At 49.7% G+C, this 22,154-nt stretch carries 19 protein-coding genes; 9 read left to right on the plus strand and 10 right to left on the minus strand.

Features of this window, described 5'->3' with window-relative positions:
• Positions 1-47 precede the first annotated feature (47 nt).
• Positions 48-1,598 carry a phospholipase D family protein gene (locus tag BCF53_RS05000; RefSeq protein ID WP_132700413.1) on the plus strand — a complete coding sequence of 517 codons (1,551 nt, stop codon included), beginning with the start codon at positions 48-50 and terminating at the stop codon, positions 1,596-1,598.
• Between the two features lie 84 nt (positions 1,599-1,682).
• Here the strand turns inward: BCF53_RS05000 and BCF53_RS05005 are convergent, their stop codons facing one another.
• The gene (locus tag BCF53_RS05005; protein WP_132700414.1) at positions 1,683-2,441 is read right to left on the minus strand and encodes an enoyl-CoA hydratase-related protein; all 759 of its coding nucleotides are present in this window, start codon (positions 2,439-2,441) and stop codon (positions 1,683-1,685) included.
• Between the two features lie 154 nt (positions 2,442-2,595).
• Positions 2,596-5,244 carry a helicase-related protein gene (locus BCF53_RS05010; protein ID WP_132700415.1) on the minus strand — a complete coding sequence of 883 codons (2,649 nt, stop codon included), beginning with the start codon at positions 5,242-5,244 and terminating at the stop codon, positions 2,596-2,598.
• Between the two features lie 238 nt (positions 5,245-5,482).
• On the opposite strand from BCF53_RS05010, the gene BCF53_RS05015 reads away from it, so the two are divergent.
• Positions 5,483-8,404 (plus strand): insulinase family protein, encoded by a 2,922-nt coding sequence (locus BCF53_RS05015; RefSeq protein ID WP_132700416.1) that lies wholly within the window; start codon positions 5,483-5,485, stop codon positions 8,402-8,404.
• Between the two features lie 68 nt (positions 8,405-8,472).
• On the opposite strand, the gene xthA is transcribed toward BCF53_RS05015, so the two are convergent.
• Positions 8,473-9,297, minus strand: coding sequence for an exodeoxyribonuclease III (gene xthA, locus BCF53_RS05020; protein WP_132700417.1), 825 nt, complete (start codon positions 9,295-9,297; stop codon positions 8,473-8,475).
• Positions 9,298-9,384: 87 nt separating this feature from the next.
• Between xthA and BCF53_RS05025 the strand changes: the two genes are divergently transcribed.
• Together BCF53_RS05025 and BCF53_RS05030 are read left to right on the plus strand one after the other, a co-directional pair.
• Entirely contained in the window at positions 9,385-9,969 is a 585-nt protein-coding gene (locus BCF53_RS05025) for a thymidine kinase (RefSeq protein WP_132700418.1), read from the plus strand.
• Positions 9,970-10,071: 102 nt separating this feature from the next.
• Entirely contained in the window at positions 10,072-10,719 is a 648-nt protein-coding gene (locus tag BCF53_RS05030; RefSeq protein WP_132700419.1) for a BUD32 family EKC/KEOPS complex subunit, read from the plus strand.
• Between the two features lie 9 nt (positions 10,720-10,728).
• Here the strand turns inward: BCF53_RS05030 and BCF53_RS05035 are convergent, their stop codons facing one another.
• The 4 genes from BCF53_RS05035 to BCF53_RS05050 form a co-directional block, all read right to left on the minus strand.
• The gene (locus BCF53_RS05035) at positions 10,729-11,601 is read right to left on the minus strand and encodes a metal ABC transporter permease (protein ID WP_132700420.1); all 873 of its coding nucleotides are present in this window, start codon (positions 11,599-11,601) and stop codon (positions 10,729-10,731) included.
• Positions 11,594-12,328 carry a metal ABC transporter ATP-binding protein gene (locus tag BCF53_RS05040; protein ID WP_132700421.1) on the minus strand — a complete coding sequence of 245 codons (735 nt, stop codon included), beginning with the start codon at positions 12,326-12,328 and terminating at the stop codon, positions 11,594-11,596. Before BCF53_RS05040 ends, BCF53_RS05035 begins: the two co-directional genes overlap by 8 nt.
• Before the next feature lie 243 nt (positions 12,329-12,571).
• Positions 12,572-13,078: a glycine cleavage system transcriptional repressor gene (locus BCF53_RS05045; RefSeq protein ID WP_132700422.1), complete on the minus strand. Its 507-nt coding sequence runs from the start codon at positions 13,076-13,078 to the stop codon at positions 12,572-12,574.
• Positions 13,079-13,230: 152 nt separating this feature from the next.
• On the minus strand, positions 13,231-14,421 hold the full coding sequence (locus BCF53_RS05050) for a tyrosine-type recombinase/integrase (protein WP_132700423.1): 1,191 nt from the start codon (positions 14,419-14,421) through the stop codon (positions 13,231-13,233).
• A 181-nt stretch (positions 14,422-14,602) separates the two neighbouring features.
• On the opposite strand from BCF53_RS05050, the gene BCF53_RS05055 reads away from it, so the two are divergent.
• Positions 14,603-15,688: a coiled-coil domain-containing protein gene (locus tag BCF53_RS05055; RefSeq protein WP_132700424.1), complete on the plus strand. Its 1,086-nt coding sequence runs from the start codon at positions 14,603-14,605 to the stop codon at positions 15,686-15,688.
• A gap of 32 nt (positions 15,689-15,720) precedes the next feature.
• Here the strand turns inward: BCF53_RS05055 and BCF53_RS05060 are convergent, their stop codons facing one another.
• Positions 15,721-16,185: an Lrp/AsnC family transcriptional regulator gene (locus tag BCF53_RS05060; RefSeq protein ID WP_132700425.1), complete on the minus strand. Its 465-nt coding sequence runs from the start codon at positions 16,183-16,185 to the stop codon at positions 15,721-15,723.
• Between the two features lie 134 nt (positions 16,186-16,319).
• On the opposite strand from BCF53_RS05060, the gene BCF53_RS05065 reads away from it, so the two are divergent.
• The 4 genes from BCF53_RS05065 (at position 16,320) to BCF53_RS05080 (ending at position 20,747) form a co-directional block, all read left to right on the plus strand.
• Positions 16,320-17,234, plus strand: coding sequence for a DMT family transporter (locus BCF53_RS05065; protein WP_132700426.1), 915 nt, complete (start codon positions 16,320-16,322; stop codon positions 17,232-17,234).
• Between the two features lie 128 nt (positions 17,235-17,362).
• Positions 17,363-18,397 (plus strand): aminoglycoside phosphotransferase family protein, encoded by a 1,035-nt coding sequence (locus BCF53_RS05070; RefSeq protein ID WP_132700427.1) that lies wholly within the window; start codon positions 17,363-17,365, stop codon positions 18,395-18,397.
• A gap of 175 nt (positions 18,398-18,572) precedes the next feature.
• A complete protein-coding gene (locus BCF53_RS05075; protein ID WP_132700428.1) occupies positions 18,573-19,376 on the plus strand; it encodes a hypothetical protein in 804 nt (267 codons plus the stop codon).
• A 144-nt stretch (positions 19,377-19,520) separates the two neighbouring features.
• On the plus strand, positions 19,521-20,747 hold the full coding sequence (locus tag BCF53_RS05080) for a tyrosine-type recombinase/integrase (protein WP_132700429.1): 1,227 nt from the start codon (positions 19,521-19,523) through the stop codon (positions 20,745-20,747).
• Positions 20,748-20,883: 136 nt separating this feature from the next.
• Here BCF53_RS05080 and BCF53_RS05085 read toward each other — a convergent pair whose 3' ends face one another.
• Positions 20,884-21,198: a chaperone modulator CbpM gene (locus tag BCF53_RS05085; RefSeq protein WP_132700430.1), complete on the minus strand. Its 315-nt coding sequence runs from the start codon at positions 21,196-21,198 to the stop codon at positions 20,884-20,886.
• Positions 21,199-21,200: 2 nt separating this feature from the next.
• Positions 21,201-22,151: a DnaJ C-terminal domain-containing protein gene (locus BCF53_RS05090; protein ID WP_132700431.1), complete on the minus strand. Its 951-nt coding sequence runs from the start codon at positions 22,149-22,151 to the stop codon at positions 21,201-21,203.
• Positions 22,152-22,154: the final 3 nt, after the last annotated feature.

Raw genomic sequence — 22,154 nt, forward strand, 5'->3', positions numbered from 1 at the left:
TACACTAGCGTGCTGTTTCACTTAATAATCATTGGTATCTTAACGACATGATGAGGTTTAAAAACCTTACTTCTCAATTAATCCCTGTTTATCTGATGCTGGTACTCTCCAGCTGTAGTGTGCTCCCAATAAATGAGGAGCCGCTGAAGCTTGCTGCATCAGATCAGAAAACAGAGACAACATTAAGCCGTGCGCTTGCTGGTGTGGTCGAGGAAAACCAAGGCAACTCCGGCCATCATTTGCTGCTGAATGCGCCCAATTCACTTTCCGAACGACTGTGGCTGGCCGATTTGGCCGAGAATACCCTGGATGTTCAGTACTTCCTCTGGAACAGCGATACATCCGGCAAGCTTTTCCTGCAAAGCCTGCTGGCAGCGGCTGAGCGCGGGGTTAAAGTACGCATTCTGATCGATGGCTTCAGCATTGCCGACAGAAACGACGAGTTAGCCTTAATTCAGACGGTGCCTAACGTTGAGGTGCGCGTTTATAACCCCTTTGTTGCTAAGACTGGCTTCGGCAGATTGGTGAGCTTTGCCATTTACTTTGAGCGGCTCAATCAACGTATGCACAATAAATCACTGATTGCAGACGGCACCTTGGCTATTGTCGGTGGCAGAAATATTGGTGATCACTACTTCGGTTACAGCGATGAAATGAATTTTTACGATGCCGATATTCTCAGTGTTGGACCTGTTGTCGAGGAGGTAACCGCAAGCTTTGAAGACTACTGGAACAGCCCGTGGGCTATATCGGTCAGTCAGCTCAACCCGGGTAAACAGTTGGCGGAGAACTCGTTCCCGCTTAAAGAGTTTTTATCGGAGGGCTTCAGTACCGAGCTGAACCAGCCGTACCAGTTTACTCAGCTTGAAAAAGACGCCCATCTGCAAATGCTGAAAGACGCCTTTATCTGGGCACCTTCTGAGTTTATAGCAGATACGCCTGCCGGTTATCAGCGTTTCGGCAATAACGATGAGCTAAAGCAGGTCGCCCGAAAGCTGGGAAGCATGATTCGGGAGGCGGAAGAAGAAATTATTATTGAGTCAGCCTATTTCGTCATGGATGAGCAGGATCTACAAGACCTCAAAGAAATCATCAGTAATGGGGTTGAAGTCAGTGTCCTGACCAACTCACTGGCTTCAAACAACCTGATTATCAATCATGCAAGCTATGCGCTGTTCCGTGATCAGATGCTGGATACCGGGATGAATCTGTTTGAGATGCGGCCTGAATTCTCTGTTTGCACTGAGCTTGGCTGCACCACCAATGATAAAAACGCACTGCACGCTAAGACGGCCATTTTTGACAATGAAACGGTTTATGTCGGCTCCATGAACTTTAACCTGCGCTCGGCTTTCATTAATACCGAATCGGGAATGATCATTCACAGCCCTGAACTGGCTTTTCAGCTCAGGCAGGATGTTGGCCGCAAGATGAACCTGAACCACTGTTGGCAGGTAGCCAAGCTGGATGACGAAATCTTCTGGGTGGGTATGAAAGACGGGAATCTTGAAGTCACGAAAGAAGAGCCGCAGAGCAACTGGCTGAAACGTTTTGAAGTAGACCTGATTACCAAGCTTCCGGGTACGGCTTACTATTAAAACCTCCGGTTCTATAAGCGAACATCTGAGCTGGTAAGCAATCAGCCAGCTGAAACAATAACTGAGGGCAGGCGAGCAGAATGCTCAGCCTGTCTCCCGCAGCTTCATACCTTCCATTTGCGAAACCCTGATGTCGGTTGAGCAGTCGATCAGCGTATCTATCAGTGACTCGTCATAAGCCTCGGTGGCACTGAGGTTAATCATCGATTTAGTCTGTCGCAAAGACAGATTGCTGTGTCGCAGAATTCGCTGAATGTTCAGTTCAGTAACCAGCTCCAGCTCCTCTTTAGGCACCAGCTTATGAATTAAACCGAGCTGAAGCGCAGTATGACTGGTGATTTTTTCACCGCTCAGCGCATAGTACCGGGCTGCGCGCTCACCGATAGCCTTAACTAGATAAGGGCTTTGCAGCGCGGGTACCTGGCCGTACTCCATTTCCATAATGGTAAAGCTGCTGGATTCACATGCCAGCACAATGTCACAACAGCAGATAAGACCCACCGCGGCGGCATTGGCTTCACCGCGCACCGTCGCCAGAGTAGGGATAGGCATCTGATAAAGGGTATGAAACAGCCTTGAGAGCTGTTCGGAATCGTTCTGATGCTCAGCCCTGCCGGCATCAAGTCGTTGCTGGTGCCAGCTGGAATCCAGGCCGCGGCAAAAGTCGTCGCCTTCAGCGGTTATGCAGATGAGCTTTAAGTCTTCGTCCTGTTTGAATTCATCGAAAGCGGTTATCAGTGCACAAACCATTTCATCGTCGTATGCATTGCCGGTTTCAGGTCGATTCAGCGTGACACGCACCATACTGGCGTGGGGGTAATCTATAAGGATTGTTTCCTTCATATTATTTTTCTTCTAGTTTTTGTTTTATTTGAAGGTCGTTCTCAGTGCCTGACCCGCAATGGAAGCCCAATGCGGAATCATGCCTGAGAACAAGGTAAACCAGTTTTTAAGCCATTGCCAGTAAAAAACCGGTCCTGATTTTATAAAGACTCTGTTAGATAGAGCCTGGAGGCGCACAAAGGATTAAACGGGCGCTGCTGGTTGCAAACTCACATTGAGCCATGGCCTCCGCTTCATCTTTAATTTGATCGCTCAGCGCAGCGACGTCTTCTTCCGTTACCAGTTTGTTAACCGTGGCCAGGTACTTCATACGTTCCAGACGGGCAACATTGTGTGCTGTCAGGGCATCCGCTGCCTCGGCAGCAACAGCGCTGAAGCGATCTTTGGCAAACTGCTGGCTTAATTCATACAGCGGTGAAATACGATCTTTGGCCTGACGGATCATCTTGCGGGCAATCTTCACAGGCATAGATTTTACCTGCTGCTGCAGAGATTCTTCTTTCAGAATGTCGTTCAAATCCTTATTGCCGCCTTCGAGCACCAGTGTACGGAATACCGACTCAGTGATGTGTGGCTTAATAGCATGAACATACAGCTGAGGAATGGTGACCGACCACTGAACCTCCATCAGCAGGCTGCCGGCAGGTACCTGCTCGGTTTCCAGCACAGCAATACTGGCCTGGCCCAGGTCGGTGCCTTCCAAAATGTCCAGCAAACCCTGAATAAACGGATGCTCCCATGAAAGGAACAGCGTGTCTTCGCGCGAGCTGGCAATTTTCCGGTCAAAGGTAACCACAGCGCCACCATCCGGAATACCGGGCAGGGTAGGGATCATCATGTTGCTGGAAGGAATCAGCTCAAAAACGCCCTCTGAAATCGATTCAAAATGCAGGTTCAGCAGGTTAGCCGCCATTTCAACAACCGGTAGGGGGTGGTTTTCCTCCAGGCTTTCAATCGCGCTTTTAATTTCGTTTGCCTCAGGCTGACGACAGGAGTTGAGCTCCAGCAGCACGTCACGGCCACTTTCAAGCTGCACAGTCAATTCAGCCATTTCTGCTTTGATTTCGTCAGCCAGTTGCGTGCTGGCATCCTGGAACCACTGCTCGGCGTACTTTTCATGAATAGCGCCGGCGGCCGGTTGAATCTGGTTGATGCAATCCAGTGTATTGTTGTACCAGTTGAAGCGAGCCAGGTCGTCGGAGTTTTCGAGCAGGAACGCATGAATCTGAATGGTTTGAGTTTGGCCAATACGGTCCAAACGGCCGATGCGTTGCTCGAGCATATCCGGGTGACTCGGCAGGTCCCATAAGATCAGGTGATGGCAGAACTGGAAGTTACGACCTTCGCCGCCAATTTCCGAGCAGACCAGAATTTGAGCGCCGTCCTCATCATCAGCGAAGTGGGCAGCGGCGCGGTCTCGCTCAATCAGGTCGAGATCTTCATGGAAAATGCTGGCATCGATCGCATACTGGTGGCGAAGTTGAAAACCGAGGTCTTTAGCATCTTCTTTGGTGTGAGTAATCAGCAGAATCTTTTCACTGCTGTGTGCCTTCAACCAGCTGGCCAAAGCCTTGATACGGCTTTCGTCTTCGGCAAAAACTTCAACATCGGTTTTGCGCTCGTGGAAGCCATCAACGCCTTTACGCGTATTACGGTAAACCACACGACCGGTGCCATGGCGATCAAGCAGTGCGGCCAATGCGGCATTGTGTTCCTGCGGCCAGGAAATGCCCAGAGTTTCGAGCTGCTTAGCCTGTTCGGCACTGACCGTGTTGGCATTAAGCGCAGTAGCCAGCTCGGTCAGTTCCGAGAAGGATTCTTCATCTTTTTTGTATTGTTCAAAATCCGAGAAGCGTCCGGCATCCAGCAGCTGTAAGCGGCCAAAGTGAGCTTCCAGGCCTAATTGCTCGGGCGTTGCGGTGAGCAGCAACAGGTGGTCGGTGCGGGCAGCAATAGTAGACCAGTGAGGCACTCCAGGGTTGTTGGCCGTTGGAAGGTGGTGCGCTTCATCCACAACCAGCATGTCCCAGTCGTGAGAATCAATTTCAAGCAGGGTATCCAGGCTTCTCAGCTGTTTGTGCGTTACCAGGTGTACCTGGCCGATGGCGAAGTCGTGTTCGGCGTTTTGGTACATTTCACAGAACAGAGAGAAACGACGGATTAATTCAACCAGCCATTGAGCCTGCAAAGCCTCAGGTACGGCAATCAGAATGCGCTTAGCACGACCCTGCTGGGCCAGGCGGTTGATGATCAAACCGGCCTCAATGGTTTTACCGAGGCCAACCTCATCGGCAAGCAGGGCGCGAACATGGGTATGCTCGGTTGCTTTAATGGCAACGTAAAGCTGATGGGGCAGCAGCGTAGAGCGGGTACCCAGCAGGCCGTTCATCTGCGCGTTCCAGATAGCCTGTGTGCCTTTGTTCAGTGCAGAGCGGAAAGAGAACCAATTAGGGTGGTCGGTCTGGCCGGTCAGCAAGCGCATTACCGGGTTATTGCGCTTAACGGTATCTGAAAGCTCGGTTTCAGGCACCATCTGGTCATCGGTAGTCTGATAAATCAACAGCCCGTTGATTTCATGAACCTCCTGAACCTCCAGAGAACCCTGATCGCGATGCTCCAGCGTATCGCCCACTTCTAATACCAGGCGTGTCAGCGGCGCGTCACGCAGGGCGTACTGGCGCTCTGTATCGCATTCAGGGAAATACAGAGTAACCGCTCTGGCATCGGTGCTCTGAACCATGCCCAATCCCAGTTCCGGTTCACTATCGACCAACCAGCGTTGACCCTGAATAAACTCCGCCATAACAACCTCTAATTCATTTTTGGGGCGCGTATTCTACGTATTTCGAAACAGGATGAAAGCAATCAGGGTCAGTTAACAAAGCTTGCATTGACGCCCCCAGCCGACCTAAGCTTGAAGATTCCTGTTTCCGGGCGAATTTGGCGGCGACTAAAGTACCGCTGCCATCGCCCTTTAAAACGATTAAAACTGCCTCACTATAATAATGCAATTTTAGTCGGTAATTTAGGATTGACGCTTAATGAATTTGAATACTCCTTGCCCAGCGCCTCATAAAGCTTTCGCTCTGGTTGAATCCCGATACGTCGAATCACTCAATGTTCGCCTGGAGCATTACCGGCATACCAATACCGGCGCTGAACACTTTCATTTGGCCAGCGACAGTAAAGAAAATGTGTTCATGGTTTCGTTACGGACCATGCCTGAAGATTCAACCGGTGTTGCGCACATACTGGAACATACCGCCCTGTGCGGTTCTGAAAAGTACCCGGTTCGCGATCCATTCTTCATGATGACCCGGCGTTCGCTGAACACCTTCATGAACGCCATGACCAGCAGCGACTGGACGGCATACCCGTTTGCCAGCGAAAACGCCAAGGATTATGAAAACCTGCTCTCTGTTTACCTCGATGCGGTGTTTTTCTCCCGTCTCGATGAGCTGGACTTCCTGCAGGAAGGCCATCGTCTGGAATTTGAAAAACCCGATGATGCCAATACCAAGCTGCAGTTTAAGGGCGTTGTCTTTAATGAGATGAAGGGCGCAATGAGCTCTCCGGTATCGCAGCTGTATCAGTCGATGAAGAGCTATCTGTACCCGACCAACACCTACCACTACAACAGCGGTGGTGATCCCGAACACATTCCGGATTTGACCTACGCGCAGCTGAAGTCCTTTTATAAAACGCATTACCACCCGTCTAACGCCACTATTTTCACCTTTGGTGACAGACCTGCTGCCGACATCCAGGAAAGAGTGGAAGCCCAGTCTTTCAGCCGCTTCCAGCCGCTGGATCACAAGCTTTCAGTGCCCCTTGAAAAGCGCTTCAACCGTGTGCTTAGGGTTGAAGACGCCTATCCTCTGGAAGGCGACGTTGAAAACAAGAGCTACCTGACAATGGGATGGCTGTTGGGTGAAAGCGCTAATTTAGTCGAGCAGCTTGAAGCGCATCTGTTGAGCGACCTACTGTTGGATAACAGCGCATCACCGTTGCGTCATGTACTGGAAACCTGCGGTATCGGGACCAGCCCGTCACCACTGTGTGGTCTGGATGACTCCAATCGTGAAATGATTTTCATGTGTGGTGTTGAGGGCACATCGGCAGATAAGGCCGGTGAATTTGAACAACTGATTCTGGATTCTTTGGCTAAAATCGCCGAAGAAGGCTTTGATGAAGATGAAATTGAAGCCATGTTGCACCAGCTGGAGCTTTCCCAGCGTGAAGTAACGGGCGATAGCTACCCCTACGGTCTGCAACTGATTTTCTCCGTCACTGGCGCAGCAACCCATGGCGGCTCAGTCATTGATGCGTTGGATATAGACCAGGCACTGGATCAACTGCGTAAAAATGCCAAGCAGTCGGGCTACATCGGGCAGTTAATTCAGCGCCAGTTGCTGAACAACGCTCACCGCGTGCGCATGACGTTTAATCCGGACCCGGAATACAAAGAATGCCAACAGCAGCATGAGCTCGACCGGCTGGCCTATATTCAGAGCAGGCTGACTGAAGACGAAACGAAAACCATCATCGAAAACGCACAGAAGCTCAAGCTTCGCCAGGAGCAGCACGATGACGGCGAAGTTTTGCCCAAGGTGACACTGGCGGATGTAAACCCCGACGTTAAAACGCTTAAAGCAGACAAACAGTCGCCTATTATTCAGTACTCCGCCGGCACTAATGGTTTGGCTTACCTGCAATGGTACTGGGCTATTCCGCAATTAACGCCTGAAGAGCAACAAATAATGCCGCTGTATACGGCGATGCTGCCGGAGCTTGGCGCTGGTGAGTTTGATTACCTGGAAATGCAGCAACAGCAGGCGGCGAAAACCGGCGCTGTGAACATGTACAGCATTTACAAATCCAACATTGCCGACACCTCCAACCTAAATGGCTATCTGGTACTCAGCGGTAAGGCATTGCAGCGCAACGTGGCCGATTTAACCGCGATTATGCAGAAGCACTGGCAGGAAGCGCGCTTCGATGAAACCGACCGTATCTACGATTACCTAAACCTGATGAGCTCACGACGGGTTCAGGGTATTACTGGCAGCGGCCATACATTGGCGATGCAGGCGTGCTCTGCGGCCCATTCAGTTGGCAGCGCGCTAACCTACAACAAGGCAGGCTTGCCAGCGATTGCGCGGCTGAGAGGCTGGATTGACGGTTGGGCCGATAACCGCTCAGAAATGAATGACTGGCTGGAAAAACTGGTTGCACTGCATAATAAATTCAAAGCGATTACACCGCATGCGCTGGTAGTGGGTGAAAAGCATGATTTGGCCGGTTTCGAAAAAATTCAGCTGGACAGTGGTATGACCTTTGGGGCCGAGCAAAACTCTCCGGCACAAAACATTGCGCTCACCGAGAAGAAAAATGTGGCCTGGAGTGTCGATACACAGGTGAACTTCTGTGCGGCAGCCTATAAAACAGTCGCCCCAAGCCATGAAGATTCAGCTGCGCTCACGGTGCTGGCGGGAGTATTGCGCAACAACTACCTGCACCGGTCTATTCGTGAGCAGGGCGGTGCGTATGGCGGTGGCGCTGGCCATGACAACAGTAACGGCGTGTTCCGCTTCTATTCCTATCGCGACCCAAGGTTAGAAGAAACCTTAACTGATTTCTCTAACTCATTGAATTGGCTACAGGAAACGCCTATTGCTGAGGAGTTGGTTGAGCAGGCCGTGCTGGGTGTTATCGGCTCTCTGGATAAGCCCGGGTCACCTGCCGGTGAAGCCAAAGGTGCTTATCAGAATCAGCTGTTTAACCGCAGCGATGAGTTCCGCAAGCAGTACCGTGAGAAGATTCTGTCTGTTACCAGTCAGCAGCTGGTTGATGTTGCCGGTAAGTATCTGGTCGACAGCAACAAGACTGAGGCGGTCATTACCGATTCTGCCAATGCTGAGCGTCTGGCCGATAAGGGCTTTATCTGGAAGAAATTGAAGTAGCCTGAAACGGCGACCCCCCGGCACTGCGGGCGAGATATTCGTGTGCAGTGCCGGGGGCGGTTTACCACTTACATTAAGTCTAAATTCAAAGTCAGCCAGGCGGGCGCATGGTCGCTTGGTTTTTCCATTCCGCGCACTTCGTAGTCGATACCAACATCCTGTATTAAATCCACCAGTGGCTGACTGATCATAATGTGATCAATGCGCAGTCCGCGCTTAGGGTCATCCGCAAAGCCTTTGGAGCGGTAGTCAAACCAGCTGAACCGATCGTTAGTTTCAGGGTTAACGGCACGGAAGCTATCCACGAGGCCCCAATGACGAACCCGCTCAAACCATTCCCGTTCTTCCGGAAGAAAGGCAGATTTACCTTCACGCAGCCAGCGCTTGGCGTTTTTCTCGCCAATGCCGATATCTTCATCAACAGGGGCAATGTTGAAGTCGCCCAATACGATCACCAGATCATTCGGCGTCACTTCGCTGTTCAGCCAGGTGAGGAGATCTGCATAAAACTTGCGCTTGGCCGGCCATTTTGTTTCGTGCTTGTTGCTTTCACCCTGAGGGAAATAGCCATTGACCACCCAGAGCATACGGCCATCTTTGGTTGGGTGCCGGGTAACTATCAGTCGGCGCTGGTCGTCTTCGCTGTCATTTGGAAAACCACAAGTGGAATCGACCTTGGTTCTGGCGAGGGTAGCTACGCCGTGGTGTGATTTCTGCCCCCAAACATGCGAAACCAGCCCGCTGTGCTCAAGAACATCGTCATGCGGGTACATGTCGGAATGCACTTTAATTTCCTGCAGCGCTAAAATATCGGGGTTATGAATTTCCCGAATGGCTGAAAGTTGGTGAAAACGTGCGCGAATACCATTGATATTAAAAGAAATTATTTTCATTAACTGTTTTTCCGTTGAGCCTAGAGCAAGTAGCCCAGTATTATTGTCGACCTTAAAAATTAATGAAACTCGAGATACGCCCAACTTATGGCCCAGCTTTATTTCTATTACTCTGCAATGAATGCCGGTAAATCCACGGCATTGCTTCAGTCTGACTACAACTACCACGAACGCGGCATGAAAACCCGCCTGCTGACCGCGCGCCTGGATAATCGCTTTGGCGACGGTCGCATTGCTTCGCGCATTGGGCTGGAAAAGCCAGCAGACACCTTCGTTGAAAGCACAGACCTGATTGAGTGGTACCAGCAACTGCCCGAGGTTGATTGCATTTTGATCGATGAAGCTCAGTTTCTAACCCGTAAGCAGGTTGACGACCTGGCTATGATTGTCGACCGTTTCGATACGCCAGTGTTGTGCTATGGCATTCGCACCGATTTCCAGGGAGAGCTGTTCCCGGGCTCTGAGCGGCTGCTGGCCATTTCAGACAAACTGACGGAGCTAAAAACCATCTGTCACTGCGGCCGCAAGGCAATCATGGTTGTTCGCATGGACGAGCACGGTAATGCCCTGGCCGAAGGGGCTCAGGTTCAGATCGGTGGTAACGAGCGCTATGTTTCTATGTGCCGAAAGCACTACTACGAGGCGCTGGGGCTGATCACGCGCGAAAACTGATGACGAAAGTAATGGCTTAAATCCGTTTATTTTTGCGTTAGATCAGCCAAAACGCACTACAATATGGCAATCTAACGCACTTGTTGTAAATGAGCTTTGGTAATGGCAATAGATTATTTTTTGCATGGATCACCACTGGAAATTGTTCAAAAACTCGAAAGAGGTGTAGGAAACTGCACGTACCTGGTAAAAGACGACAACAATCATTACATCTGCAAGCACCTTATCGACCTTCCCGACGAGTCACCTACGGCTAAAGACGCCCGCTTCCAAACTGAAATAGACTCTTACGAGCGTTTGCGTGAAACCAAGATCAGCATCCCGGAGCTGCTCGAAGCCAACTCAGAAAATCATTATCTAATAAAGGAACATATTGAAGGCGAGTTGGTTTCAGACCTGGTTAGCTGTGGCGCCATGACGACTGAAATATTCATGAAGGCCTTTGAATTCTCTGAAGATTTAAAAGCCCACGACATCAACCTGGATTACTTTCCATCCAACTTTGTTGTGCGCAAGGGTGAAATCTATTACATCGACTATGAAATGAACGCCTACATCGACGAGTGGGATTTCACGCATTGGGGAATCTACTACTGGCTGAACCAGGAAGGCATGAAGCTGTTCAACGACACCAACAGATTGGATTTACTCCACCCAGATCAGGAAACGCCAAAACCGCGAACGCTGGGTTTTGAGCATACGGTGGCAGAACTTAAAGCGCTTTATCAGCATTCTGCCGCTCGTAAATAGTAGACGCCTTTAAGCAGACAGGTGTTTTCTGGTGCGGATCAGCCACTGCGTAACAATGCCATTGTTCAAACCAAACAGAACAGACACGAAATACGCAGCCCCCAGGCTTGTAATAATGGTTGGGCTGGTCGGCACACTGACATAGTACGAAAACAGCAAACCTGAAACGCAGGCTATAAATGCCAGTAGCACCGATAATAGTATCAGTGGCTCCAGCTGTTTAACCCAAAACCGCGCCACGGTTGCCGGTAAAATCATTAAACCTACCGACATCAAAGTGCCCATGGCATGAAAGCCACTGACCAGGTTCAGAACCACAAGAATCAAAAAGCCGTAGTGAGCAGCAGCGCCATAGCGACTGATCGATTTCAGGAAGTCTGCATCGATGCATTCCATAACCAATGGCCGGTAAAACACAGCAAGGGTAAGCAGGGTAATAGCGCAGATAATGAAAAGCAGAATAAGTGCGGTGTTATCCAGCGCCAGTGTGGAGCCGAACAGGACGTTCATTAAATCAACGTTGCTGCCAGACATGGAAATAATCATCACGCCAATAGCCAGCGACGTTAAGTAGAATGCTGCCAGGCTGCTGTCTTCGGCTGTGTCTGTCTGGCGTGCTGCAACACCTGAAAGCAGAACCACGAGACTGCCGGCAATTAAGCCGCCAATGGTCATGGCGGTAACCGACAGCCCGGCAAACAAAAAGCCAATGGCGGCCCCCGGCAGAATTGCGTGCGACATGGCATCACCGGTCAGGCTCATGCGCCGGAGCATCAAAAACACGCCAATAGGCGCCGTGCTGATGGATAGCATTAAGGTGCCCAGCAACGCCCGCTTCATAAACAGAAATTCTGCAAACGGCCCGGTCAGTATCTCAAGCATGATGCGATACCTCGCAGATATCGGCCTTCACATCGCCGAAGCCAATGCTGCTGGCACGGGCCAGATTTTCGGTGGTAATTACCTCAGCGGTTAGGCCAAAGCCGATCAGCTCGCGGGAAAGAATCATTGTTTTCGGGAAGTATTTGCGCACCAGTTCAAGGTTATGGACAACCGCGACAATGGTTGCGCCGCTGTTGTGGAGTTCGATCAGCACCTTCATTAAATCTTCAATGGTCTGCTCATCCACCGCGGCAAATGGCTCATCGAGCAATAGCAGCCGGGCGTTTTGGATCAGCTTTCTGGCGAATAAAACGCGCTGAAACTGCCCGCCAGAGAGCGCATTGATGGGCCGCTTTTCAAAACCATGCATTCCAACCCGGCGCAGCGCATGGTGGATCTTCTCGCGTTGCTCTTTAGTAATGCGTTGGAATGGCCCGCTTTCATGCCACAGCCCGGTGGCCACAAATTGCTCGGCAGAAATAGGGAATTTCCGGTCAACCGCGCTCGATTGAGGCAGGTAGCTGATTTCGGTTTTGGATATGTTATTGAAAAGCACTTTACCTTCCAGAGGCAAGACATGGCCCAGAATGGTTTTCAGCAAGGTGGATTTGCCAGCACCGTTTGGCCCGATCAGAGCAATGAAATCGCCTTCACTGATGGTAGCGTTAAGGTGGTGAACAGCAGGGTGCCGGTTGTAGCCGATGGTGAGGTTTTCAAACTTCAGCATTAGAGTACGCCCGCCAATAATAGGGCTACTAAAGCCAGAAAAACAACCACGGCAGAAATACGAACAGCTATATGTAAATAAAAGAAATACATTGAAACAGGGTACCGGGAAGAAAGTGAGCGGAATGATACCTTATATCATAAGCATTTAAAGGGTCTTTCGTGTCGTCATTACGCCTCTGAAAAGGCTGGGCATTAAAAAGGGAGCATAGCCCCCTTAATTTTCTTTCTGACAGCCGGCTATCTATTTAGCATCCGGAAATACCCTGATATTGCCGCCCAATTTTTCAAGCTCAATTCTGAGCCCTTCAATGCTCAGCGCTTCAGGCAATTCCAGTGTTAAATGGGCTTCAAATACGCCGGTATTCAGGCCGATTACCGGGTACCGGTTGCTGTCCAGATGATCAATGACGACATCCAGATCATAGAGCAGGTGAGTAATATCGCTGGTCAGGCCGCTGCGGTCTTCCGCTTCAAGGGTAAGGCGGACAAGTGTTTTCTTGACGGGTTCTGAATCAGACACCTCATGAAAGCCAACGCTGATCCCTTCATAACTGCTCATCATTTCTTTGAAGGCTGGCAGTTTATCTTCGTCAATCTTCAGTTTTAACAGACCGGCAATCTGGCCATCCAGGTGGGTTACCTTGTTTGCAATCCAGGTGCCTCCCATTTCAGCCGTCTTAACAGTGAGCTGTTTGATAAGGCCCATTTTTTCGGGGCCTACAACGGATACGATTAGCTGAACAGTCATAAGCGAACCTCTTTTTATTATGCCTATTATTAGTATAGGCACAGATAGACCATTACCTGATAACTGTGTAACTTTTTTTATGTAAGAGCGCCTTCGGTTTGATTTTTCTCAATTTTTTTAAGAAGTAAGCGCCACTAGTGGTGACTGCACCGCTAGCTAGCCCCGGAGCGAACCGGCCATACATAACGTTCCGTTACCGTCACAGAAGAGTGACCCATATGTTGCTTGGCTAACAGTAGGTCCATCTGTTGAATATTCACCGCATGGGTACACCAGGTATGGCGCAGCGTATGCGGGTGCAGTGCCAGCAACTGTCGGCTGTCGTGTGGTGTCCATTGGTTCAGGATTGTACCGGGAACGCCGATGCCTTCCGCGACCCACTGCTCGGTTTGCCTGCCAAGCGTGCGGAGCATCGCCCAAACAGAGCTGGCAGATACCGGTGCAGGCTGAGGCAGTGATTTAATACCGGCCCAAAGCAGCAGTGCCTGAGCCTTCGCATCAAAGCCATACGCCATGCAATAGGCCTCAAACGCCTGGTTCAGCTCTGCCGACCAGGGCTGATCGACCCGGCTGTTGTGCTTGGCGCGGAAACGCAAGCGTAGCTTTCCGGGTTGAGCTTCATCCGGGAACAGGTTGTCCGTTGTGAGTGTAACCAGCGTTTCTACACGGACGGCGGTTTGGCTGAATAACATCAGCAGCCATTGCTTGGCTGTACGGCTTTGCTCGCTACCGCGAAATTGATCCGATGCCAAATAGGCAAACAATGCATCCAGCGCCTGAGCACTGAGTGCTTTGGTATAGAGGTGTAAATCATCATCAACATCCGTGATTTTCCGCTTGGCTTGTTCAACCCCTTTGGCTACACGCCGGAACGGATTGCCCTGAACCGGGCAGTGTGGGTCATCCTGAAGAAAAGCCAAGCAGCCGGAAATTAATCGCAACGCCGTTTTTATAGCATTACCGGCCAGAGGAGCGGTTGAACGAAACGGCCGCCATTGCGCATTGAATTCACCGTTAACCAACCTTCGGACTGGCCTTACCGATACTTCAATCGGCTCTTTCGTGGCCGCCAGCCAATCTCGATAGCCGGCGGCATCATCGCTATTCAGCTCCGCCAGCGCCGGAATGTTGTGCTTGCGCATGTAATAGGCAAGGCGCAGTAATTCACCCTGAACTGCTTTACGGGTTGCAGGCGAACCACAGCCATTGCACAGGTAACGATATACCCAGGCCGCATCAGATTCAGACCAGGCCCCCGTCGGCCTGTTAAAGCTTGCCAGGGTTTCAATAGGGGCCAGCCAGGCGAGCGTTGGGCCGACCGGCAGCAGTGGGGCGGTTGCCATGAACACTCCAGCGACAGTTTAAAGGGCTATTTTCGCACACCATCGTTATTTCTATAAGATAATTTTAGTTATCTTAAAGAATCAACACTCATTGGAATATTAATTTTAAAATCTAGAATAAAAAGTATATTCTATTAAAAACGCAGCAACTGCAGCTTAAAATCTGCCCGGGAGCCTAAAAATGACCGTACAAAAACAACCTGTTACCGCCAGCACTGTTGGTGAAGCCATCTTCCAGTGCTGGCGGAATGGCCAAAACGCCACGGTAGAGGTCGTCATGAAAGCACTGGGCAGTACACACCGGCAAAAAGTGAATAATCTTATGGCTGAAGGGCGCTCGTGCGCCGCAGAAATGATCCAAACACGCGAAGCTGAAGCACAGCTGAAGGAAGACTTTCCTTCGGAAGCATTTGAAGCCATTCGTAGTTGGGCCAAACAGGTGGCTGAAATTCGCCTGACTGACTGGGAAAATGCGCTAAAAGCGCGTGAGTTGGCACTGCACGATGAACAGCAGGCCATGCAGACCCGGTTGCAAAGTACTCAGCAGCAGCTTGCCGGCCTGGAAGTTCAAAACGCCACCTTACAAAATCAGCTCACTGAAGCGGAGAAACAGGCAGACAAAAATCAGGCTGCCTTGCAGGCTAAATGCGATGGCTTGGAGCATGCCTTAGCTGATGCGCGGGAGCGCGCCGGGCAGGCAGAAGCCCGACTGGATGTGACCAGCCAAGCCCTGAAAACCACTCAGGCTGACCTTGCGGAACAGAAACAAACCACTCGCAAACTGGCGGAACAGTGCGATGAGCTGAATCAAACCAATAAACAGCAGAGCACTCAACTGATTCAGCTGACGCAACAACTGGAAAGCCACAAAGTACAAGCGGCAGAGCGTGACCGGAACTACCAAACACGCGAAGCCGCCTGGCTGACTGAGCGAGATGAACGAATTCGCAGTGAAACCGAAAGCACCCAATTACGGCAACAACTGCAAACCAGATTGGAAACTTTGCAAGCCGAATTCAGCGCATTACAGCAACAACAAAACAGCGCTGAGCAGGCTCAGGCCAGCCTAAAAGCAGATATCCGGAATCTGGAGCAGGCGCAAGCCATCACATTGGCTCAGTTGGAAAGTGAACGTAGCGGGCAAGAGAAAAAGGATCGGCGTTTAATTGAGCTAGAAAGGCAGAATGCAGCCTTGCAAGCCGAGTTGGCGCGGGCAGGCGAGGGGGCGGAGAAGGGGCTGCTGACCTCTGCAAATAAAACCGATTAAAACACTCACGATACCGTTTTGAGCCTAAGCCGCTATATGTAGACCGGGAGTGGGCTTTTTTCAATGACCTGCCTGACCGAGAGATGGGTTTGAATGTCTTTTAAACTGGTGATGTTGTGCAATTTGCGGGTGAAGGCTTCATAGCTTTCCAGATCTTGGCTGACCACCTCCAACAGATAGTCATAACCGCCAGAAACGACATGAGCGTTGACGACTTCCTCGAAGTGGGAGAGGGCGCTTTCAAACTTCGCAATCGATTCAGCCTGATGGTCATTAAGATTCACCTCAACGAAGAACGTCAGGGTAATGCCGGCCTTCTTCTTATTCAGGTTGACCTGAAAATTCTCAATCAGACCCTCATCTTCCATACGCTTCAGCCGGCGGGCGCAGGGTGACGGTGAAAGACCAACGCGCTCAGAAAGATCCGCGGTAGAAAGCCGGCCTTCCTTTTGCAAAATCATAAGCATGTGCCGGTCAATTCTGTCGAGATTTATCATTAGTGGAATCCATCAATAATTTAGTCTTTGGCGAGATTATTCCCTAATTTTAGTTGTAATTACCAGTTAATAGCTGAAAGAAAGCGCCCGGTGTGATGAATAATTTGCCAGTCTAATTCGTCAGGATAATGAATATGCAACAGGTATTAGCACCTGATTCCGATGTCGCGCGTCCGATTCGGCTATCGCCACAGCTAAAGGGATACGCTGCCATTGCGATGGTGGTGTTCATCTGGTCCGGGTTTGCCCTGACAATGCGGGCAATTTCCAGCTCAGGCCTGACAACCGCAGATGTCGCGCTGATCCGGTTTGCACTACCGGTGTTTGTGTTTGCGCCATTTTCCCGTAGGCAATGGCATGAAATTCGGCGTATTCGCTGGCTGGATGCGATGTTAATTCTGACGGCGGGAGTTCCGTTTTTCTATCTGGCGGCGCTTGGTGCGAAAACAGCGCCAGCGGCTTTTGTTGGAACCGTTCTGGCCGGAACTTCACCGCTTTTCGTTGCCATTCTGGCTGCCTGTTTCTCCCGGCAAAAAATTACGAAGAATCGGGGCTTTGCTCTGCTGCTGATTTTAGCCGGCGTTTTCAGCATGCTTTTTGGGCAATCCGGTCCGCTTACACAGCAGATGTTTAACGGGCTAATATTCCTGTTATTGGGCGGCTTGGTTTGGGCGGCCTTTACGATGAGTGTTAAACGTAGTCGGCTAAGCCCCATCAGCGTTGCCATCGTGATGTCTGGCGGTTCACTGGCAATTACCCTTTTATTGATTATGACGGGTATGGTTAAAAGCAATATTGGGGTCTTTTCACTGCACGATGCTATGCCATTTATCCTGGTTCAGGGGCTTTGTGTTGGAGTACTGGCGACGACGGGTTATTCCTACGCGGTCAGCCAACTGGGTTCGGCGAAATCATCAACATTTGGCTCGCTTTCTCCCGCACTGACGGCATTGCTTGCTGTGCCGGTATTTCATGAATCGCTAACCCTATTCGTGGTTATCGGTGTCAGCCTGGCTGTTTTGGGTGTCGTTTTGTCGAACCGAAGCTAAGCCCAGTTGCTTTGAATTTATAAAGTTATGCTCTGCTGTTAGGCAGTATGCTGTAAACGCTCGTCTTGCTCACCGAAGTCTTAATATTCTGTAAAATGCCTGAATACGAGCAAAAACACAGAGAGTCAATGAAGCTAACCACCGAACAACAAAGCGCAATATACCAAGCAGCCAAGTGCCGGACGATAATCGATGTAACGCCAATGCAGTCGCTGTGGGCCGGTCAGGGAGAGCTGGTCCGGATGTTACTTTCAACCGCAGAACGTGGTTCTGCAGCAGAAAAGACAAAGTCACTCGTTGTAAAGCAGATTATTGATAAGCCTTCAGGCGGCCACCCCAGAGGCTGGAATACCACACTATCGCAACAACGCAAGCGCCGTTCTTATCAGGTTGAACTGCATTGGTACCGTCAGTTTGCTTCTTCGTTAAATTCGGCAGCACGTATGCCAGGGCTCGTTTACTCTGAAGCATCCAACCACGGCTTGCTATTAGTGTTGGAAGACCTGGCCGTCGATTACCCGGTAAGATTTACTGCCGGTCAGGATGACCGGCCAACGGATAGCCAAATTCAAAGCTGCATTCATTGGCTGGCGCAGTTTCACGCCCGCACGCTCCAGCACAACTCTGAAGGCTTGTGGCCGGTTGGCGGTTATTGGCATTTAGATACCCGACCTGACGAGTGGCAAGCCATGCCAGAAGGCGAACTTAAACGTTTGGCCGGTGCCCTGGATGAGCAGCTCCGTGCCTGCCCGTATCAATCAATAATCCATGGCGATGCAAAACTGGCCAACTTCTGTTTTGACGCCAGTGGTAAGAAGGTGGCCGCTGTAGATTTCCAGTATGTAGGGAATGGGCCGGGTGTAAAAGACCTCATGCTTTTATTAAGCAGTGTGATGCCGGATGAACGGCTGGTCACCGAAGCACACGGCTGGGTGGAATATTATTTTGAGCAACTGTCACTGGGATTAAAGAAATGGCAAAAGGGCGTCGATGCAGACGAAGTTATTGCAGCATGGCGTCCACTTTACCCGGTGGCCTGGGCAGATTTTCATCGCTTTCTGAAGGGGTGGAGCCCGGGGCATTGGAAAATTGGTAGATATTGTTGGCAGGAAAGCAATAAATGCCTTTTGGAGCAACAAGGAATTGAAAGGCGACTAGTTTAATGAGTTAGCAGTCCCAATCATTTAAACCATGCAAAGTAGGCTTTTATCTAAAGTGTATTAATAGCTTAATCAAATCTATATTGATAAATCGAATTCAAAGGTGTAAGTGTCAAAATAGTACAGAAAAGGTATCGACTTTTTGAGTGAAATAAAAATATTGTAGGTGATCAATAAAATGGCTAAGTCTGTTCTTGGTAAGTGTAACCTTTGTAATAGAGAGAATGTTGAGCTTAAAAGTTCTCATTACCTTCCAAATTGGGGTTATAAGGCTATTCAGAAGAGCCCAGAAGGGGGGAGGCAAAAGCGATTAATTCGAGTAGATAGAAATAAAATTTACTACCCAAAACAACAAATCCGAAGTTACTTGTTGTGTGAGAAATGTGAAATAGCATTTTCGAGTAGAGAGAAATGGGCACGTCAATACTCTCACGCTGGTGACTTACCAATTATCGATAATCATGAAGAAGTTACAAGAATCTCTGGAGCTACGCTTTGTCTATTCCCACAAAATGTAGACATTGAGGCTTTAAAGTACTTCGCATTAAGCGTCTATTGGAGGTTTTCAGTAACAGGAGACAATAAAACCCTACAACTAGGACCTTATGAAGAGCGTCTAAGAAAATACTTACTCAATGGAAGGGGAGAGCTAAACAGTATTTATTTGTTTATGTATTTAATCGACGATACAGGATCAATTCCTTCTGACAAAATGATGCTTATTCCTAAGGCTATAAAAAGAAACAACCCATCTCATTGGGTGCATGTGTTTCAAATTATCGGTTTGAGGTTTCATATGCTGATTGGAAAAAAACTTCCTGAAAACTTAAAGAACACTATTCCTTCCTTCGATTTAATTAGAAATGGTAATAGTTTTTTAAAAGTCAGCTCTAGAGAGGATGCACTATTAGAAACTTTAGTAAATGAATCTATGAATGTTCCACTGACTAAAAACGTTCTAAGGGATTTCCCTGAGAATTAATAATACCTACTTGTGCGCATGCAGCAGGCACAAACGGATGATAGCCTGCTATTGATAAAACCCTATGTCCAATACCAAATCGTACTTGCTGCGGGTTTGAATGCTATTTATAGTAACCGTCAATTACCTTAGAACCCAGTAGCCATGCCGACTCCAAAGCCGTACCCGTTATTCCCTAAGCTCTCTGAATTCAAAGAGTTCCACAGCGCCGACTATAGCAGCTTGCCTGAAATACTGGATGAACCATGGAAAAAACAAGACTGGGAACAGGGTTTTGATTTCCTGACATTTATTGCGCGTAATAAGTCGGAAAACACCTTTATCCGGTTTCGCAGCGAGGTTGAAAAGCTGCTGTTGTGGCTGTTCCTGATTAAGCAGCAAAAGCTGGAGTCGTTACGCCGTAACGATATTCTGGAGTTTATCGACTTTTTCTGGTCGCCACCGAAACCCTGGATCACCTTTAATAACCATGAACGTTTTGAGCTGATCAACGGTGAATTCAAGCCTAACGCAAAATGGAAGCCATTTAAGGTGTCGGTGCCAAAAGGCTCCAATCAGAAACCGGATAAAGCCAAGTATCGGCCTTCACAGCAGAGCCTGGCATCGTTATTCACGGCGCTGAACGCCTTTTTTAAGCACATGACCGAAGAAGAATATTTACTCGGCAACCCTGTGCCATTGGCTAAAAAGAATTGCCGGTACTTTATAAAGGATGCTCAGGTTAAGAATATTAAGCGCCTTACTGAAGACCAGTGGGCCTATATGATTGAAACCTGCCATCAATTGGCTGAAACCGATGCTTACTACGAGCGTAATCTGTTTTTGATTGTCAGCCTGAAAAGCCTGTTTTTACGCATCTCTGAGTTTTCAGATCGTACGGAATGGCAGCCGACGATGAGTGATTTCTGGCAGGATCACGACGGCAACTGGTGGCTTAAGGTTTATGGCAAGGGCCGTAAATTGCGTGACGTTACGGTGCCGGATAGCTTCATTGAATACTTGAGGCGTTATCGTGTGCAGCAGAATTTACCGCCGTTGCCATCGCCAGGCGAAGCAAACCCGATTATCTATAAATTGCGTGGCGCCGGCAGCCCAACGGGCCGGCAGCTTAGCCGGCTGGTACAGGAAGCTTTCGATAAAGCCTATGAACGTATGGCTCGCGAACAAGGCCCGGAGCCAGCACAGCAGTTAAAAGAAGCCTCAACACATTGGCTGCGGCATACCGGCGCCAGTATGGAGGTTGAACGCGGGCGTGCCATGAAAGATTTATCGGAAGATTTAGGCCATGCCAGTATGGCAACGACCGATACGGTATATGTTCAGTCCGAAAACAAGAAACGCGCAGAAAGCGGTAAAAACAGGAAGATTTAACTAATAATTTAACTACAGCGGTTTTATGCCGCTTCTCGCCGCCTTATGTGCTATTGCAAGTACTGCCAAGTATTGGACATAAGAGCGTATAACCCGAACTCTTTTATACTGAAACTTAAGCACGGCCGTTTTATTGCTATTGCTGCAATCTATCCAGTCGTTCCCGCAGTTCTTCCAATTCATCCAGCAGATCGAGCGCCAGCGCTACCCCGGCGGCATTTACACCCAAATCTCTCTGCAAACGATGCGCACGGCGAACGCGCTTAATGCAAACGCTACTGAAGCGCCAACTGTCCGGTTCAGGGCCGTAAGGCTCAATGACACCCAGTTCGACCAGTTCAATGAGTTTTTCGGCGCTCAGCGCGCTAACCCGACTTAACTCCCCCAGGCTGAGTGAAGGTCGTTCATCCAGAATTTGCCCGGAGATTAAGGTCATTAAGGTTTTAGCCATAATTAAAGCCTCAGCCCTGCTCGTGGATTGAAGTTACAGGCCTGCCTGAAGTTTTCATAGGCCTTTTTGGCGGCTTCTGTATCTGCTTTGGGCAATGCAACCTTGATGACGACGTACAAATCGCCCGCTTCTTTTGCCGGAATACCGCGTCCTTTTAAGCGTAGCTTCTTACCGGTGCCGGAACCTGCAGGTATTTTAAGGTCAACGGTGCCGTCTGGCGTTGGTGTTTTAACTGTTGCACCCAGCGCGGCTTCCCACGGCGCAACCGGAAGATCAATAAAGACGTCTTTGCCTTCCACTTTATAGTAAGAGTGCGGTTTAAAGCTCACTTCCAGGTACAGATCTCCCGGCTTACCATCACCGACACCCGGCTCACCCTGCCCGGCAAGGCGAATGTGTTGCCCCTGGCGCACACCTTTAGGAATACGCACATTCAGCACGCGTTCTTTAATGTGTGGCCGGCCATCGTTACCGAGCACCGTATGCTTAAGCGTGAAGGCTTTTGGCCCGCCACGATAGGCATCCTCTAAATCGATAACCACTTTGGTATGGGTGTCGCCACCACGGGCATGAAAACCCCGTTGCGTATGTCCGCCAAAACCCTGTGAAAATCGTTGCCCAAACAGGCTTTCAAAAAAGTCACTGAACTCGGCCGAATCGGCGTTGGTGTAGCCGCCACCCTGAAATTCAAAACCCTGATCCCAATCCGGTGGTGGTCGGAAATCCTGCCCTGACTGCCAATTTTTACCCAGCTGATCATAAGCAGAACGTTTTTCAGGGTCTTTGAGCACTTCATAGGCTTCATTGACCTCTTTAAAACGTGCCTCGGCATCCGGTTCTTTACTGACATCCGGGTGATACTTTCGGGCTAACCGCCGGTAAGCACGCTTGATCTCGTCCTGACCGGCGTCGCGTTTTACCCCAATCACGTCGTAGTAATCTTTAAATTCCATACT

The sequence above is a fragment of the Reinekea marinisedimentorum genome (assembly GCF_004341165.1).
Lineage (GTDB): Bacteria > Pseudomonadota > Gammaproteobacteria > Pseudomonadales > Natronospirillaceae > Reinekea > Reinekea marinisedimentorum.